This is a genomic window from Pedobacter sp. (assembly GCF_046462515.1).
In the GTDB taxonomy this organism is placed as follows: Bacteria; Bacteroidota; Bacteroidia; order Sphingobacteriales; family Sphingobacteriaceae; genus Pedobacter.
The window spans coordinates 40,527-58,401 of record NZ_JBKGVD010000001.1; the positions used below are offsets into that span (position 1 = coordinate 40,527).

A 17,875-nucleotide genomic window follows, 5' to 3' on the forward strand; every position below is an offset into this window, starting at 1 on the left:
ATTATGGCTGCTTCCTGTTATTCATATTTTAAGGCATTAACCGGATTATTAACTGCTGCTTTACGTGCTTGCATGCTGGTGGTTAATATGGCTACCAATACAGATGATAAGGTGGCGATGATAAAAGGCCATATAGGCATATCGATACGGTAAGCAAATCCTGTTAGCCATTGTCGCGTTAAGATATAAGCTACAGGCCAACTGATTATATTAGCGGTTATAACCAAAATAAGAAAGGAGCGGTTTAGCATATTGATAAGTTGCAAATCTGAAGCACCCAGTATTTTGCGGATGGCAATTTCTTTGGTACGCCTTTGTGCCATAAATGCAGATAACGCAAATAAACCCAGTAATGAAAGCGCAACTGATATGACGCTGAACAATAACATGATCTGCATAATACGCTCGCCACTTTGCAACTCTTTTTTAAATGCATCTTCAAGACTGGTGTATTGCATCGGAAAATTAGGATACAATTTGCTCCATTCTTTCTCTATAGCCTGTATTACAGCTTTATGCTGCGAAGTATTGAACTTAACCAAAAGGTTATTTGTGCTTGATGTGCCCCCTAACTGGGTTACTTTATAAACAGTTGGCAACACAGCTTTATCAAAGCTCTCGTTATTGTAATCTTTAATTACACCTACAATCTGAAAAGTATTCTCAGACTTATCTTCTCCGCTCTTATAAAATTTACCTACCACATCATTACCCATCAATTTTGCAGCAGTTTCATTTAAAACCGCAGTATTTACTGTGTCCTGTTTGTATTGGTATCCAAAAATTCTTCCTTTCAGAACTTCTACACCCAATGCAGGTAAGGTTTCCATACTTACCGTAACCGTATTTAAGTTGTATTCTTGGTTGTTATATTTTATCTGATGTGGTACATTAAAGGTATTACCCATAACCTGTGTAGTTGTGCCCACATATTCTACACCAGGTATGTGCTTGATCCTTTCAACAAAGTTATCTTCATAATTGGTTGCAATATTGATCAGTTTGCTGCGATCGAAACCTAAATCTTTATTGGCAATATATTTATTTTGAAGGTGTATAACTCCTATACCAATTATGAATGTAACTGCAATTACAAATTGCAGGATTACCAGCGCATTTCTTAATGCGATACCTTTAAAACTGGTTTCATAATTGCCTTTAAGTACTTTTACAGGATTAAAGCCAGAAATAATCCAGGCTGGATAAAAACCTGCCAAAAGCGTAATGAGCAAGAACAGTCCAAACAATTGGAGCAGCAAAGTACCTAAATGATTATTGTACCAGAAAGACAGATTGATATCAAACTGACTATTAAAAGATGGTAAAAGTATCTCTACAAGAACTACCGCAATAAGTGTGGCGGCGAAACTCTGTATAGCCGCTTCATTTAAAAACTGACGAACAAGCTGTTGCTTATAAACTCCTAATACTTTTTTAACCCCTACTTCTTTAGCTCTCTGAACAGATTGAGCTGTTGAAAGATTTACAAAGTTGATGATAGAAATGAGCAATAAAAACAGAGATACCGCGATAAGTGGTTTAATTTTTTCGAGCCAGGTAGAATTAACAGTAGGATTAATATGTACCTCTGTCATAGGAACCGCTTTTAGCCCAGGCTTGTAACCGTTTTTATAAAAATCTTCGAATTTAATTTCACGCTTTGCAAAATTAGCTTTCTTAAATGCGATATAAGTACTTAACAGTGTCTTGTTTAAATTAGTGGTATCTAGCTTTTGGCTTGCCAGTGCATAAACCTGACAGTAATTGGTAGATTGTGGCTGATCAGGATCTATTTCTCTCCTTCCTGTATGTGTCATCACATTAAAGGCAATTGTTTCAGGAGTTTCGGTGTCTTTTACAACTCCGGTAATCGTCATCGGTTTTGCTTCATCTCCTCTCCAAGCCAGCACACTGATCTGCTTACCTAAAACCTGATCTGTACCGAATAGTTTTTTAGCAAAACTTTGTTTTAAAACTGCTGTAAATGGCTTATTTAGTGCTGTTTTCTCATCTCCATATAAAAACTCATAAGGAAAAACTTTAAAGAACAACGAATCGGCATTTTTGATGTTGCTTACAAGAATAGGCTCTTTATTTTCTATTTTAATAGAATAAGAATTGCCCCAGCCGTTATCAATTTTTGTAACAGCCGAGAACTGGGGTATTTTTTCTTTGAGCAGATTACCTATCCTCGAATCGGTTATATGCTGCCATCTGGGTTTATTATCTGGCGTAAAGAAATCATGCCTTTCTCTTATCTGGTAAACCTGCTTAAGCTGTGGATCCCAAGTATCGTAACTTTTTTCATTATTGATAAAAAGAAGCAATAAAATAAATGCAGTTAAGCCTAAAGCCAAACCGCCGATATTAATGGCTGTATAGCTTTTATTTTTCCATAGATTGCGTAGGGCTATTTTCAGGTTTATCTTAAACATATGCTTGTTGGTTATTGGTTAACAGATAAATTATTTAATGTTTGCTTATCACGTCAATTATCCCATTTTCAAATCTTCTTTAATCACTCCGTCTTCAATAGTTATGATTCTGTTTCCATATCCCGCGTTCTTCTCAGAATGTGTAACCTGTACTATTGTTATACCGTCTTCTCTATTCAGTTTTTTAAAGAGTTCCATAATCTCTTCTGCTTGCACAGACTGCAAATTTCCCGTAGGTTCATCTGCCAGTATAATAGCCGGTTGTGCTGCCAAAGCTCTGGCTATACCTACTAATTGCTGTTGTCCGCCCGAAAGCTGATTAGGGAACAAATCTTTTTTAGCCACGATATTAAATCTATCTAAAAGGTCTGCTATACGGCTTTTACGTTCTCCGCTGCTCACGTTTTTATAAAGCAGTGGCGCTTCAATATTTTCATATACCGTCATCTCATCAATAAGATGATAAGCCTGAAAAACAAAGCCTATATGGTTACGGTATAATTCTATTTTTTTACGCTCGCCCAAATGGGTTACATCTTCTTCATTGAAGAAATAACTGCCATATGTGGGTTCTTCCAGCATGCCCATAATATTTAGCAAAGTAGATTTTCCTGCTCCGGATGGCCCCATAATGGATACAAACTCTCCTTTATTGATCTGGGTGGTAACGTGTCGCAAAACATAGTTTTTAACTCCCTTGTTAGCGTAATATTTTTCTATATTTTCAAGCTTTATCATCTTTATTATTCGTTTTTTGTGGTTTGTCTTTCGTTGGCCGTTTTTCGTTGATTGTTATTTACTTTTTATTTTCACGATCAGCTATTCATATTTAAGCGCATCAATGGCATTGGCCTTAGCTGCCCTTAATGATCGTATAGATACTGTAACCAAAGTAATGGTTAAAGAAATGCACATAGCAATAACAAAAGGCCATATACCCAAATTGATACGATAAGTAAAGCCATTGAGCCATTTCGAAACAAATACATAAGCCAGAGGCCAGGCCACCAGATTGGCTATGAAAACCATAAGCAGGAACGAGCCGTTTAGCATTTTAACCAGTTCAAATGTAGATGCTCCCAATACTCTCCTAATAGCTACTTCTTTGGTTCGTTGCGCAGCCACAAAAGAAATTAGCCCGAACAAGCCGATGAATGAAATAAAAATAATTACACCCGCAAACACTTTAAATAGCGTACCCATAATTTTTTCACTCTCATAGTAACTGTTGATCTCGTCATCCATAAATGAAGAACTGTACACATATTCAGGAAATACATTGTTCCATATCTTCTGGATATTGGCCATGCCTTGCATAATCTGTTTACTATCAAGCTTAACAGCCATGGTATAATAGCTGTTTTTATAGGTACTGATGGCTATTGGCGAAATACCATCGCGCAGGCTATTATTGTTAAAGTCTTTTACCACACCCACAATTTGCCCTGATCTGCCACCAATCTTCAGTTTTTTACCAATAGCTTCCTGCGGATTAGGTACATTTAACCGTTTCAATAAAGTTTGGTTCACCACATATTCTTTAATGGTATCACTTTTACTGAAGGCTCTTCCAGCCACAAAATCAAGCCCAAATGTTTTAAAGTAATTCTCATCACCAACTTTGGTGTTTATCTGAAAATCGGCATCTTTTGAACTGTTATATGAAAAATTGCTCTCGTTATTGTTAGATGATGAGGGCGCAGACATGCACAAAGTCAGGTTTTTCACTCCTGGTACCTGCATAATGCGTGATTTTAATACGTCAAATCTTATTCTGCTGATACTATCGTTAGGAATATCTACCAATGCAATAGCCGAAGGGTTAAAGCCTATGGGCCTTTCCCTGATGTATTTCATCTGGTTAATAATAAACAAGGTACCAATAATAAGCACTACAGTAATTGTAAACTGTACTACCACAAGTACCTTTCTCAGTCCTAAACCACCCGTATTGGCTTTTACCTTGTTTTTAATAGCTAAAGCCGGACTAAAACCCGACATCACTAATGCAGGATAAAAACCAGACAAACATGCTACTACAACTGTTAAGGCTACCATAAACAAAAAGATAGACGGATATTTAAAGATATTGAAAGACATATCGATGTTGAACAGATTCCGCATACCTGGCAAGGCAGCTTCTGTTAACACACAGGCAAATAACAAAGCGATAAGGGTTACAGCAAAAGTTTCTGTAAGGAATTGCACGATCAATTGTTTGCGCATACTTCCCATTACTTTTCTTACACCTATTTCTTTTGAACGACTGATCGATTGAGCCGTAGCCAGATTGATAAAGTTGATACAAGCTGTAAGCATGAGAAACGCTCCTATTACCATTAAGCCATATATTTCTTTCATAGGCATGATATTACCTGCAAAATTTCCATATTCAGGATCGTAATGGATCTGGCTTAAAGACTGAAAATGATGTCCCTCTTTACCCGGGCCCTTATCTGTATAATATTTATTTACAAATTGAGCCATTGGGGCACTAAGGCTACTGATATCTGTGTCTTTTTTCAACAAAACATAGCATTCTGAAGACGAAGAGCAAGAGCTCCATCTATCCATGTTTTTGTTTTTATAGTTTTTATAGGAAAGGATAATTCTTATAGGAAAAGAACTGCTTTTAGGCAGATCGTCAATTACACCAATTACCCTGTAGTTTTCGTTGTTCTGATAATTAAATGATTTGCCAACCGCGTTTTTCCAGTCACCAAAAAACCGGGTAGCTGTTTCTTTAGTTAGGATGGTTGTATTTGGATTTTTCAGTTCATCTGCTTGTCCGGCTAACCACTTGAAATCGAAGATATCAAAAAACTCAGGCTCTATGTAAAATGTACGTTCCTGTGTTTTTAATTTTTCATTGCCTTTAACATCATTAATTTTAACGATCCCGAAAGCTTGTTGTATGGCCGATACTTTTTCAAGCTGTGCTGAAAAATCATTACGCAAAGCAGGCGTTAAAGGTAAAGGTACACCTTGTGAAGCAAAGGTATTTCCATCGGCATAATTCCATGTAGAAACCACGCGATAAATCCGGTCTTCATTTTTGTAGCCTTTATCATAGCTCATCTGGTAATTGATAAACATAAAAATGAGGATACAACAGGCCATTCCTATAGAAAGGCCCAGAATATTAATGATGGTGTAGGTCTTATTTTTCCAAAGATTGCGTAAGGCTATTTTTAAGTTCAGTTTAAACATCTTTTTATGGGTTAACTGGGTTATTAGTTTGCTGGTCATTTTTCGTTCGCCTAGTTCGTTGGTTATCTTTCGAACTCTCGACTTTTAACTTTAGACTTTACATCTTTATCTATTCATATTTCAAGGCGTCTATAGGATTTGATTTGGCCACTTTTACCGACTGAATACTTACCGTAAGAATGGCAATGGTTAAGCTCAGCAAAATGGCTACTAAAAACGGTAAGGCTGATATGCCTACTTTAAATTCATAATTAGAAAGCCATCTGTTCACAATAATATAAGCCAGCGGAAAAGCGATAAGATTGGCAATGCCTACCAGCTTAATAAAATCTTTGTTAAGTAGGGTTAAAATATCAGTTGTGTTTGCGCCTAAAACCTTGCGTATGCTAATTTCTCTTTTACGTTGTTCTGCTATGAAAAAGGCTAAACCCAATAATCCCAAGCATGAAATAAATATGGCAAAGCCTCCAAACCAGTTTGCTAAAGTTCCGAGTTGCTTTTCATTTTGAAATTTTAATTGAAAGCCTTCATCTACAAAATGTCTGTCAACTGGAAAATCAGGATTAATGTTTTTTACAATTTTATCTACACGCGCAACTGAGTTGCCGATGCTAAGATCAGGGTTCAATCTTATAATAATCTGGTTAGCCTCATTAGGACGATAATACATTAGCATGGGCTTTACATGCTGGTATGGTGATTCCATTACAAAATCTTTCATTATGCCTGTAATAGTTAACCTCATTCCTCCCCAATTAATTATTGTTCCTAATGGATTTGCTAATTTCATTGCTTTAACAGCAGCTTCATTAACCATAATGCTTAAAGAATCCTGATTAGGTTTAAATACCCTACCGGCAAGCAATTGTGAACCTACGGTTTCAATAAAATCCAGCCCTACTGCCCTGTTATTGAAAAGCACTTTTTCATTAGGGTTTTTTCCAGGCCAGGAAACACCAAAGGTATTTCCTCCTTCATCATTAAGGCTAGTTCCAAAAGTGCTCACAGATGTTGCTGCTCCAGCGCTGATCAATCGCTCTTTCAAATTTTCGAACTTGCTTCGTTCTTTTAGAGTGCCCTGTACGGGAATTTCGATTAATCCCGTACGGTTAAAGCCAATTGGTTTATTTTTGATGTAATTGAGTTGCTGATAGATTACTATGGTACAAATAATGAGACATGCGGCAAAAGTAAACTGAAAAACTACCAGTATCTTTCTTACTGAGAGCGATGAGTTGCCTGCTATATTAAAGCCTTTAAGTACTTTAACCGGTTCAAAGGAAGATAAGTAAAAGGCCGGATAACTTCCTGCTATTAAACCTGTGCCCAAAATTAATCCAATAAGTGTAGCCCAAAATTTCCATTCTCCATAATTGATAACTAATTGCAGACCAAACAGGTTGTTAAAATAAGGCAAGCTGATTTCTATTAAAATAAAAGCTACTGCCATACCCATAAAGGCAAGCAGCAATGATTCTAACATGAACTGACTAATCAGCATTGTACGTGAAGAACCTATAGCTTTACGCACTCCTACTTCTTTACTTCTTTTTTCTGATCTTGCAGTAGAAAGGTTCATAAAGTTTACACAGGCTATCAACAGAATGCAAAATGCAAGTACAAAAAATAGTTTGATCTGGTCTATTTTTCCACCTACAGGTTTTCCGTTCTCAAACCTATCATACAAATGCCATTTTGTTAGGGGATGCAGTAAAGCCGTATTTATATTTTCTGGTTTTTCATCTATATGTTTAAAATAAATACTTTTAATTTTTGCATTTGCTTCACTAAAAAATGAATTGTCTTGCAGCTGTACTAAAGTAAGACAATGGTTATTTCCCCAATTATTATTTTTTGCCCAGGGATTTTGCTTTAAATACATATCCCAGGTAAGTAAATAATCAAAACGTATGCTGCTATTAAGAGGCACATCCGCTATAATACCTGTAACTTTAAGCACTTCTTCATTATTGAGTTTTACGCTTTTATTAACAGGGTCTTCATTGCCGAATAAGTTTTTAGCCAGGCTCTCTGTTAAGATAACTGCATTAACGCCTGCCAGAGCCTGATTTGGATCTCCTTTAAGAAAATGGTAATCCATGATTTTGAGAAACGCTTTATCTGCAAATACAGCCTGCTTCTTAAATTGTTGCTGCCCGTAACTAATCAACTGTTTTTCAGGGTAACTAGAATGTGAGGCAATTTTCACGCCCGCAATAGTCTCCTCTACTTCTTTTGCCATTACGCCTGGTGTCCATGCCCAGCTAAAAGTTTCTGAATTAGTTTTAAAATTGTTGTAAACCACATAAGTTTTATCGCTGTTAGGCGAATGTTTATCAAAACTCCATTCATAAGCCACATAAAGCAGCAACAGCGTACAGCTTGCCAAACCTATGGCCAAGCCACCCACATTAATCATGGTATAGCTTTTATTTTTCCAAAGATTACGTAAGGCTATTTTTAAGTTTAGTTTAAACATCTTTTACGGGTTAATTGGTTATTCTTAATTGTACCGGATAAAATATCGATCAACAGGATCGTATCTTAAATTCATTACTATTTATTATTCAGTACATCTTTTACAAATTCTACCCATTTGTATTTAGGTATAGATCCATCTATATAAAAATCGGGCTGTATGCCTATTTCATCTATCGGGAAATCAGGTATTCTTTTGCTTCTGCTTAACGCATAACCTAGTTCAAATTCTTTGCATGGTGAGGGTACAAAATACATGTTTGAGATATCGAGCACACCGTGGGTTGTGGTACCAAAAAGTTTTACTTTTTTACTTTGTTTGGCCGCCAACAAAAATTGCTCGTCTGTACTTCCATTATTTTTATTGATAATTATACCTACGTTTTTAGGGTATTCGTGTACAGTATCCAATCTTTCTTCTGAAACGGGATACTTATTTAACGACATAAAGGTTCCTAAGTGTTTTTCAAGTGTATCGTATGCTTTTTTCGCCCATTTCTTATCATCTTCATCAAAACCATATTCTGGTTTACTGATAAAATCGAGCATACGTTGGTTATTCAATTTTGTAGAATAATATTCTACACCTACTGTTCTTATGGGGTTGGTATAAATAAAAGGAATAATTTCTCCAAAACTCGAATCGCTACCACCTGTACCGTAACGGATATCCAGTATCAGATTTTCTGTTTTTAAGATGGTAGCTCTATGCAAGTTCAGCACACTGTCTATATCTTTTTTACTGCTTACGTTAAAAGATGGGATTCTGATATAGATGGTCTTATCATCCAGTTTCTCCATAAAAGGTTTTCTGGCCTCTATTATTCTCGAATAGGCTTTAATGTCCTTATCTTCTTCTAACTTGGGATATACTCTTTTTAAGGCTGTATTTCCCAGTTGCAATGTATTCTTGCCAAAGGGTTCAACCTTATCTGATTCTACCGCACTATGATCACGCATATAAAAAGTAGAGTAAAGCTTATTGTTCTTATGGGTAATTTTAAGTTTAATCTGATCTTTTTTCCATGTATCAGCACCTGATTCGATGATAAACCCGATATAATCATTCTTTACTTTCTTGATTCCTATTTTGTAAGGCTCAGTAACCCATATGCCTTCCAGGTCCTGTTCTTTTTTATTGGCTAAATATTTTTCAAATTCAGGGAGATTAACTTTCAACGTTTCCCAATTATCATAGTTTACCGAGTTGGTTGCAACTGCTGCCTGGTTGGTATTATTTGAATTTTGGTTTGTTAGCCTGATGGCAATGTGCCCTGAACGGAAGAACTCTAACCATTCATAAAGTATAGGTGCACATTCGTTCAGCGTTTTAGCTGTTTTGATCTTCTCTAAAATTCTTTTGTTATGATCTTCGTATGCCTGTTTGCCTTTAACACTTAAGGCATACTGAAACCCGGCATCATTCTCTTCAAATGTTTTCTTTACCCAGTTGAAATTTTCTTCACAGTTACAGCTTTGTGCATAACTGTTAAAAATTCCCAACCCCAGCATCATTAAGACAAGTACTAAAAATTTAAATTTCATTGGTTTCGTTTTATGGTAATATGTGTTATCTATTCGCTTCGTAGGTTATCTTTTAGCTTTGGACTTTCTTTAAACTTCCGTCTTCAGACTTCACATCTTTATCTATTCATATTTCAAGGCATCAACAGGTTTGGCTTTCACACTTTTTGAAGCTTGTATACTTACTGTAAGCAAAGACAGGCCAATGGTTATCAAAGCGCTCAGCACAAATGGCATTACCGGCATATCTACCCTGTAAGCAAAAGTTTCAAGCCATTTTTTGGTTAATAAATAAGCTAAGGGCCAGCCCAATAAATTGGCTGTAAGTACAATGACAAAGAATGAACTGTTTAACAGTTTTAAAATCTGTAAATCGGTAGCACCTAAAACTTTACGTACTGCAATTTCTTTATTGCGTGCGTTGGTTACATATTTAGCAAAAGCAAACAAACCCAATACAGCTATAAATATGGTAAGCATGGCTGCTACAAAAAATATGGCCTGTAGCTGTTCTTGTTTTTTAAACAGACGACCATACAATTCATCTAAAAATTGATAACGGAAATGATCTCCATCTAACTTGTTAATAGACGACCATTGTCTTTTTAAGCTTTCTAATACAGTAGACATCTGCTGTGCTTCAATCTTGATCAAAATTTCAAGTTTAGCATTACCGCAAGGATTGTTCAAACTATAAATAGTAGGTTCTACTGCATTTTCAAATCCTTCTGATTTAAAATCTTTGATTACGCCCACAATCTTATAATCTATACTGCAGCCTCTTATAGTTTTACCAATCGGATTTACCAAACCATATTTAGCAACGGCACTTTCGTTAAGAATAGCTGAGTTTACAGTATCTGATTTAAATGCCCTGTTAAAAAACCTGCCCTCCTTTAACGAAATACCTAAAGTTTCAAAGTAATCAAAATCAACATCCATGAAACCCAGTGTTTCTTTCTTACCTTCGGCTGTATAACCATTCTTGCCCAACTTTGAACCATCCGGAATGGCATTTGCAACAGTTACCGATTTTACACCCGGTATTTGCATGATTTTTTCGCGAACGGGTTCGAAAACCTTAGGATCTGTGAAAAATGCCATGTTTTTTACAGCTACTACTTGCTCGGCTTTAAATCCTACATCTTGCGTGCGCATGTATTTAAGCTGCGAATTGATAATGAACAGTCCTATAATAAAGATAACCGCTACTGCAAACTGGAATACCAATAAGCTGTTTTTAAGCCAGTAACTCTGTCTGCTGGTTTGAAAGTTACCTTTTAATACCAGAGCTGGTCTAAAGCCCGAGAGAACCAAAGCTGGATAGATACCGGCAATAAGAGTAATACCAATAATTATAGCGGGTAATTGCCAGAAAATAGCGGTATTGTTATGCCATATATTAAGATTGATCTCAAATAAGCTGTTAAATGCCGGCAGGATCAGCTCGGCCAATATAAGGGCCACCCCTCCGGCCACAATACATTGTATCAGTATTTCTGTAATGAACTGGAATACCAGCTGGTAACGGAAAACGCCCATTACTTTTTTTACACCTACTTCTTTAGCTCTTTTAGCTGCCTGTGCAATACTTAGGTTGGTAAAATTGATACAGGCTATAACCAGCATCAATAACCCTAATACCGATATGGCCAACACTACTTTATAGTTTGTATCTGTACCCGCAGTAGGTCTTAAATGCAAGTTTCTTAAAGGATCAAGAAAAACATTAACGCTATTGATCTCTTTCCAATCTAGTTCGCCAAAAGCCTTTGCCGTATTGGCACGATACATTTTTTCTATTTTTTTTGTCAGTAAAGCAACATCTGTCCCAGGTTTTACCTGTATATAAGTGAAATAATTGTTGTAACCATAATTTTCGCCTTTGCCCAGTTCTTTAACAACTGTGAGCACATCAAAATCTATATTAGAATGTGCATCCGTTTGGATAACATCACTTATTTTTCCGATGTGTCCTGCAGATTTGCTTCCGAACGAAACCATTTCAGGTTTATCATCTTTTTTACCAGGAAACAAAGTTTCCATATAAGGTTTACTGAGGTAAAAAATAAATTCATCGCCAGCCGGTTGCGTAAGACCACGTTCAGGTTTTATATTCAGGATCTTAGCTGCTTCATACTCTATAAAAATGTGTTTCTTTGCAAATACAGTATTGGCATCTTTATTTATCGCAAATTCAAAGAAATTATGCTTAATGGTTCCGGCCGCTTCAACTTCCGGAAAATTTGCTTTGATCTCTTTGCTTAACGACGGCGGAGTAAAATTTGTCTGGAAAGCAGATGATTTACGTCCAACTAAATAAATCTGATTATAATGAGGATTGTCCTTATCGAAGGTAGTTTCATAAGTAACATAGATCATCAGGATTAAGAAAGCCGCCATCGCAATGGCAAGGCCACCAATATTTATAGCGGTAATACTCTTATTTCTCCACAGATTACGTAATGCTATTTTTAAATTGAGTTTAAACATGATGTACTTATTAATGAGTTGTTTTTAATTCGTTATTTGTTGTTCGTTCCTCGTCTTACACTTTCAGCTTTAGCTATACATCTTTACCTATTCGTATTTCAAGGCATCTACTGGGTTTGATTTGGCCACTTTTACTGACTGTATGCTTACCGTAAGTATAGCCACGAGAATAGAAAGGCTGATGGCGATCAGGAAAGGAACAACCGATAAACTAACATGGTACTCAAAACCGATAAGCCACTTATTGATAATGATATAGGCCAGTGGAAAAGCTACCGCATTGGCAATAATTACCAGAACAATAAACTCCTTATTTAACAGAGTAAGGATGTTGCCTGTGCTTGCTCCCAATACTTTGCGAATGCTGATTTCCTTTTTACGTTGCGTAGCCATATACAGGGCTAAACCCAACAATCCTAAACAAGAGATAAATATGGCCAGTCCGCCAAACCAATTGGCTAAGGTTCCCAATAGTTTCTCATCGTTCAACTTGCTTTCAAATTTCTCACTCACAAACTTGATCTCGGCAGGATAAGCCGGATTAACCTCTTTAACAATAGCTTTTATTTTTTCTACCGAATTTGTGGCATTATTTTCAGGGTTAAGTCTTACAATAACGGTATTTACAGAGTTTGGATTTTGCAATACAAACAGCGGCATAGGTTTTTTATACGGACTGCCCATTACATAATCACTCAACACACCTACAATCTTAAATTTGTCATCGCCCCAGGATACCATTTGTCCAACCGGATTTTCCATGCCCATGGCTTTAACCAAGGCCTCATTTACCATAACACTTGCCGTATCTTTAAATTCTTTGGCAAAGTCTCTGCCTTGTAAAATACTCATACCTGTAGTTTTGGTAAAATCTAAATTGGTAAACCTGTAATTTATCAGCACAACATCCTTTTCATTTTTGCCAGGCCAGCTAAAACCGTAAGTATTGTTACCTGATCCGGTTAAAGAGGTACTGTATTCTGTAAAATCTGTTACCGCTCCTGATTTGATGAGCAGGTCTTTTAAAATCTGACGTTTGCTTTCGTTGACCAACTCTCCTTCTGCTCTTATTTCCAACAGATTTACGCTATTATAACCTATGGGCTTGTTCTTGATATAGGTTAACTGTTGGTAAATTACCACCGTACAGATAATTAAGCAGGCAGAGAAAGCGAACTGAAAAACCACTAAAAACTTACGTACAGAAAGTGATGCTCCACCACCTATTTTAAAGCCTTTAAGTACCTTAACCGGTTCAAAGGAAGATAAGTAAAATGCAGGATAGCTTCCTGAAACTATTCCTGTAATCAATGCCAAACCTATAAAAACTACCCAGAAATACGCATCGGTATAATCGATCTTAAGTGTAATACCCAGCAGGTTATTAAAATAAGGCAAACTGATTTCTATTAGTACAAAAGCTACCAATGTGCTAAAGAGTGCAATTAGAATAGACTCTAACATAAACTGGCTGATGAGATTGGTTCTGGTAGAGCCTATAGCCTTACGCACACCTACTTCTCTTGCTCTTTTCTCTGATTTGGCCGTAGATAAATTCATAAAATTGATACAGGCAATCAACAAGATGCTAAATGCCAAAATCAGGAATATCCTTAGATTATCAATTTTACCACCAACAGAAACACCGTTTTCAAACTTGCTGTACAGATGCCATTTTTCTAAAGGGAACATCATGGCTTCATTGTTTGTATCGGGGTTATTTGCCTTTATCATTCCTTTTAAATGACTATTAGCTGTATTGAAAAACTTATTATCTTTTAACTGGATAAACAGCATACAGAAATTATTACCCCATCCACTGTTTTTTGCCCACGGATTTATTTTTTCATACAGGGCCCATGAAGTAATCATGTCTCCATTGATTGAAGAGTTTTTAGGTAAATCCTCAATAACTGCTTCAACTTTAAGAGGTTCTTTGTTATCGTACTTGATCACTTTACCAATAGGATCTTCTGTATTGAAAAGAATTTTAGCAAGCGTTTCTGTAAGGATTACTCCATCTGGATTTTTTAATAATCCTGTTGGATTGCCTTTAAGAATTTTATAATCAAAAATCTTTAGAAAGTCTGGATCGGCAGAAATAACTTGTTTTTTAATATTGTTATTTTCATATGAAATCAACGTTTCTTCAGGATATGAAGCACGGGTAACCGCAGCTACGCCATTAACTTTTTCTCTTACCTCTTTTTCCATTACTCCTGAAACGGCCACAAAACTAAAAGTTTGTGTAGGCGTTTTTTGGTTGTTATAGACTACGTAGGTTTTATCATAATTGGTAAATTGTTTGTCATAGCTCCATTCATAAGCTACATAGAGCAGCAATATCATACAACTGGCTAAACCAATGGCCAAGCCGCCAATATTAATCAGTGAGAAACCTTTATTTTTCCAAAGGTTACGTAAAGCTATTTTTAAATTCAGTTTAAACATATGTGTGTTTGTTAATACTGTTAACCTATATCAATCAAAACTTAGATTGATTTTCATTATTCATATTTTAAAGCATCAACCGGATTAGCTTTGGCCGATCTAAATGCCTGAAAACTAATGGTAATCAATGCTAAAGACAAAGTTCCAGCTGCGGCAAGCGGTACAATCCACCAACTGATTTCTGTATGAAACTCAAACTGGTTTAACCATTTGTTCATGGCATAATAACTTAATGGCACCGCTATAACTACAGCAACCAAAATCATTTTCACAAATGAAACAGATAAAATTTGCATTAGGTTAGCTACTGATGCACCCAGTACTTTACGCACACCAAACTCTTTGGTACGTTGTTCTGCGCTATAAGCTACCAGCCCAAATAAACCTAAACAGGAAACGAAGATGGCCAGTCCGCCAAAAAGATTAGCTAAAATGCCCAAGGTTTTCTCGGCATTGTATTTTTCTGCATATACATTGTTGAGGAAATTGATCTCAACCGGATAGGCAGGGTTTAGGGATTTTGTAATCTGACTAATGGTATTGATATTATTAGCTACAGTATGTGCTTCATTTAAACGCATGGTAATCGTGCCCGCACGTTTTGTATTCAAGAAAACTACCATAGGGTTATTGGCTTTATAAGGCGAATCCCATACGTAATCATCAAAAACTCCTATAATATTAAGTTTATTGCCAAAAACGGTAACCGTTTTACCCAGAGGGTCTTTGTAACCAAAGGTTTTTACAGCCGAAGCACTTACCAGAACACCCAGCGAATCTGAAGCAAATTGTTCTGAAAAATCTCTGCCTTCTAACAGTTTAATGCCATTGGTTTTCAGAAAATCATAAGAAGTTGCTACCTGATTAAACATTACCCTATTTTCGGGCTGTGTCATTCCCTCCCATTTGATATCCAGAAAATTAGCCCCATGATGCGAAAGACTTACCGACGACTGAAACATAGAAGTAACCGCCCCAGATTTTAGCAGTTCATTTTTTAAGATATCATATTTGGTTTTAAGCTCTCCTTCTTGAGGCATTTCTACCAAAGCGTTAATATTAAAACCTACTGGCCTATTTTTTACATATTGTATTTGACGGTAAATAACTAACGTTGAGATGATCAGAATGATGGCAAAACAAAACTGACCTACTACCAAAACCTGTCTCAAATTAATATCAGCCCAACCACGTCCGTTAATTTTACGTTTCAGGTTCTGAATAGGATTAAAGGCCGATAAATAAAAAGCCGGATAGCTTCCTGCTATTAAACCGGTTATAAACACAATGCTTAAAACACCTACCCAGTTTAAAGCATTAAAATAATGCATGCTTAACTTAATGTTCAATAAGCTATTAAAAGTTGGCAAACTAACCTCTAACAATACAATTGCTATAATTACCGCAACAAAAGCCATCAGTATAGACTCGGTTAAGAATTGCATAATTAGTGAAGCTCGGTTTGCACCTATTGTTTTCTTAATTCCTACTTCTTTTGCCCTTTTTTCTGATTTGGCTGTTGCCATGTTCATAAAATTGATACAGGCAATTAACAAAATACCAAAAGCAAGCCCCATAAACAACCTAATTTGTTCAATAGCCCCACCAATACTTTTTCCGTTTTCAAATTTGCTGTATAAATGCAGCTTGCTTAAAGGAAATAAGGATTGTGATTGAAAGCTATCTTTGGTATTTTTTCTAATAACTTCTTTAATTTTTTGGTTAACCAGTTCAGCATCAGCACCTGGTTTTAATCTTACCAAGGTAACATAGCTATAGCTTTCCCAATTGAGCGTCTGTGCCATTGGATCTCGAGTACCCAGCAATGACCAGGGCATAAGGTAATCAAACTTATTTGAGCTGTTATCGGGTTGATCTTTAATTACTGCTGTAACATTTAAATCCAATTTATCCTGAAAACGAACAGTTTTATTCAGTACGTCTGTTGTGCCAAATAATATTTTAGCTGTACTTTCAGTAAGCACTACTGAGTTAATGCCCTTTAATGCAGTTTCAGGGTTACCTTGAATAAATGTATAATCATACATCTTAAAGATATCAGGTTCAGCAAATTTTGAATTACGTTTAAAGGAATTGGTTCCATTTGCTATTAGATTCTTCTTACCATAATCCATGCGGCTCATATACTCAATTTCAGGTATATCCTGTTTAATGGCCGGACCAAAGGCACTTACAGAACCTTCAAAAGTACCTGCTATTTTCCCGTCATCGCCGGGTATATTGGTCATTGTGGTATAAACATCTATTGAATTTTTGGCCTGCTTGTCAAAATTCCACTCATAGCTTACATATAGCAGCAACATTAAGCAGGCTGCCAAACCTATGGCCAAGCCGATAATGTTAATGAAAGAAGCAGTTTTGTTCTTCCATAGGTTACGCAAAGCGATTTTGAGGTTTAGTTTGAACATATTTAAGCAAATAAGAGTTTGTGTGTTTGGTTTATTGTGTGCTTAAAAAATTATATCAATTCTTCTGTTTTGCCTTTATTTAGTTTTTCAGAAATTACATGCCCATCTTTCAGGTTAATGATCCTGTCTGAGAAGCTGGCATCGTGACTTGAGTGGGTTACCATTACAATGGTAGTTCCTTGTTCGTTCAATTCGCATAGTAATTCCATTACCTCATTACCATGACTACTATCTAGGTTACCGGTAGGCTCATCGGCTAAAATCAGCTTAGGTTTGGTTACAAGTGCTCTTGCAACAGCTACGCGTTGTTGCTGTCCGCCTGATAATTGTTGTGGAAAATGTCCTTTACGATTAACGATGTTCATACGCTCAATAATCTCGTTTACTAACTTTTTACGCTCAGAAGCAGCTACTTTATTGTAGATCAACGGCAGCTCAATGTTTTCAAATACGCTCAGCTCATCAATAAGGTTAAAGTTCTGAAACACAAAGCCCATATTTCTCTTTCTGAAATTGGAACGTTCCTTATCATTTAAAGTAAGTAATTCAGTATCTATAAACTTGTAGCTTCCTTTTTCAGGTTTATCTAATAAACCCATCACATTTAATAAGGTAGATTTACCGCAGCCAGATGGTCCCATAATAGAAACAAATTCCCCTTCTTTAATTTTGAAGTTAATACCATTCAGCGCAGTGGTTTCAATTTCTTCGGTTTTGTATATCTTTTCCAGATTCTCTATTGTGATCATATTTTAAGGTTTTTATTTTTTTTATTCAACGCATAATAAGTTGGCGCCCTGTTCAACGCACCTGATTCAGGGCTTAACCAACCTAAAATTATAACTGGTTTATTTG

General features: G+C 36.3%; 9 protein-coding genes. All 9 read right to left on the reverse strand.

The genetic code is table 11. The annotated features are described in order from the left end of the window. Window positions 1-17 precede the first annotated feature (17 nt). The 9 genes from ACLHG9_RS00205 to ACLHG9_RS00245 all read right to left on the reverse strand — a co-directional run bounded on the left by ACLHG9_RS00205 (window position 18) and on the right by ACLHG9_RS00245 (window position 17,769). Window positions 18-2,435 carry an FtsX-like permease family protein gene (locus ACLHG9_RS00205; RefSeq protein WP_410219598.1) on the reverse strand — a complete coding sequence of 806 codons (2,418 nt, stop codon included), beginning with the start codon at window positions 2,433-2,435 and terminating at the stop codon, window positions 18-20. 57 nt (window positions 2,436-2,492) lie between these two features. Then, a complete protein-coding gene (locus ACLHG9_RS00210; RefSeq protein WP_410219599.1) occupies window positions 2,493-3,173 on the reverse strand; it encodes an ABC transporter ATP-binding protein in 681 nt (226 codons plus the stop codon). Between the two features lie 81 nt (window positions 3,174-3,254). After that, complete coding sequence (locus ACLHG9_RS00215) at window positions 3,255-5,645, reverse strand: ABC transporter permease (RefSeq protein ID WP_410219600.1); 2,391 nt, start codon at window positions 5,643-5,645, stop codon at window positions 3,255-3,257. A gap of 109 nt (window positions 5,646-5,754) precedes the next feature. Continuing rightward, complete coding sequence (locus tag ACLHG9_RS00220) at window positions 5,755-8,124, reverse strand: FtsX-like permease family protein (RefSeq protein ID WP_410219601.1); 2,370 nt, start codon at window positions 8,122-8,124, stop codon at window positions 5,755-5,757. A 77-nt stretch (window positions 8,125-8,201) separates the two neighbouring features. Next, entirely contained in the window at window positions 8,202-9,668 is a 1,467-nt protein-coding gene (locus ACLHG9_RS00225; protein WP_410219602.1) for a S41 family peptidase, read from the reverse strand. A 102-nt stretch (window positions 9,669-9,770) separates the two neighbouring features. Beyond that, window positions 9,771-12,140 carry an FtsX-like permease family protein gene (locus ACLHG9_RS00230; RefSeq protein WP_410219603.1) on the reverse strand — a complete coding sequence of 790 codons (2,370 nt, stop codon included), beginning with the start codon at window positions 12,138-12,140 and terminating at the stop codon, window positions 9,771-9,773. A gap of 87 nt (window positions 12,141-12,227) precedes the next feature. Further along, window positions 12,228-14,591 (reverse strand): ABC transporter permease, encoded by a 2,364-nt coding sequence (locus ACLHG9_RS00235; RefSeq protein WP_410219604.1) that lies wholly within the window; start codon window positions 14,589-14,591, stop codon window positions 12,228-12,230. A 56-nt stretch (window positions 14,592-14,647) separates the two neighbouring features. After that, window positions 14,648-17,020, reverse strand: coding sequence for an ABC transporter permease (locus tag ACLHG9_RS00240; protein ID WP_410219605.1), 2,373 nt, complete (start codon window positions 17,018-17,020; stop codon window positions 14,648-14,650). A gap of 50 nt (window positions 17,021-17,070) precedes the next feature. After that, window positions 17,071-17,769: an ABC transporter ATP-binding protein gene (locus ACLHG9_RS00245; protein ID WP_410219606.1), complete on the reverse strand. Its 699-nt coding sequence runs from the start codon at window positions 17,767-17,769 to the stop codon at window positions 17,071-17,073. Window positions 17,770-17,875 lie beyond the last annotated feature (106 nt).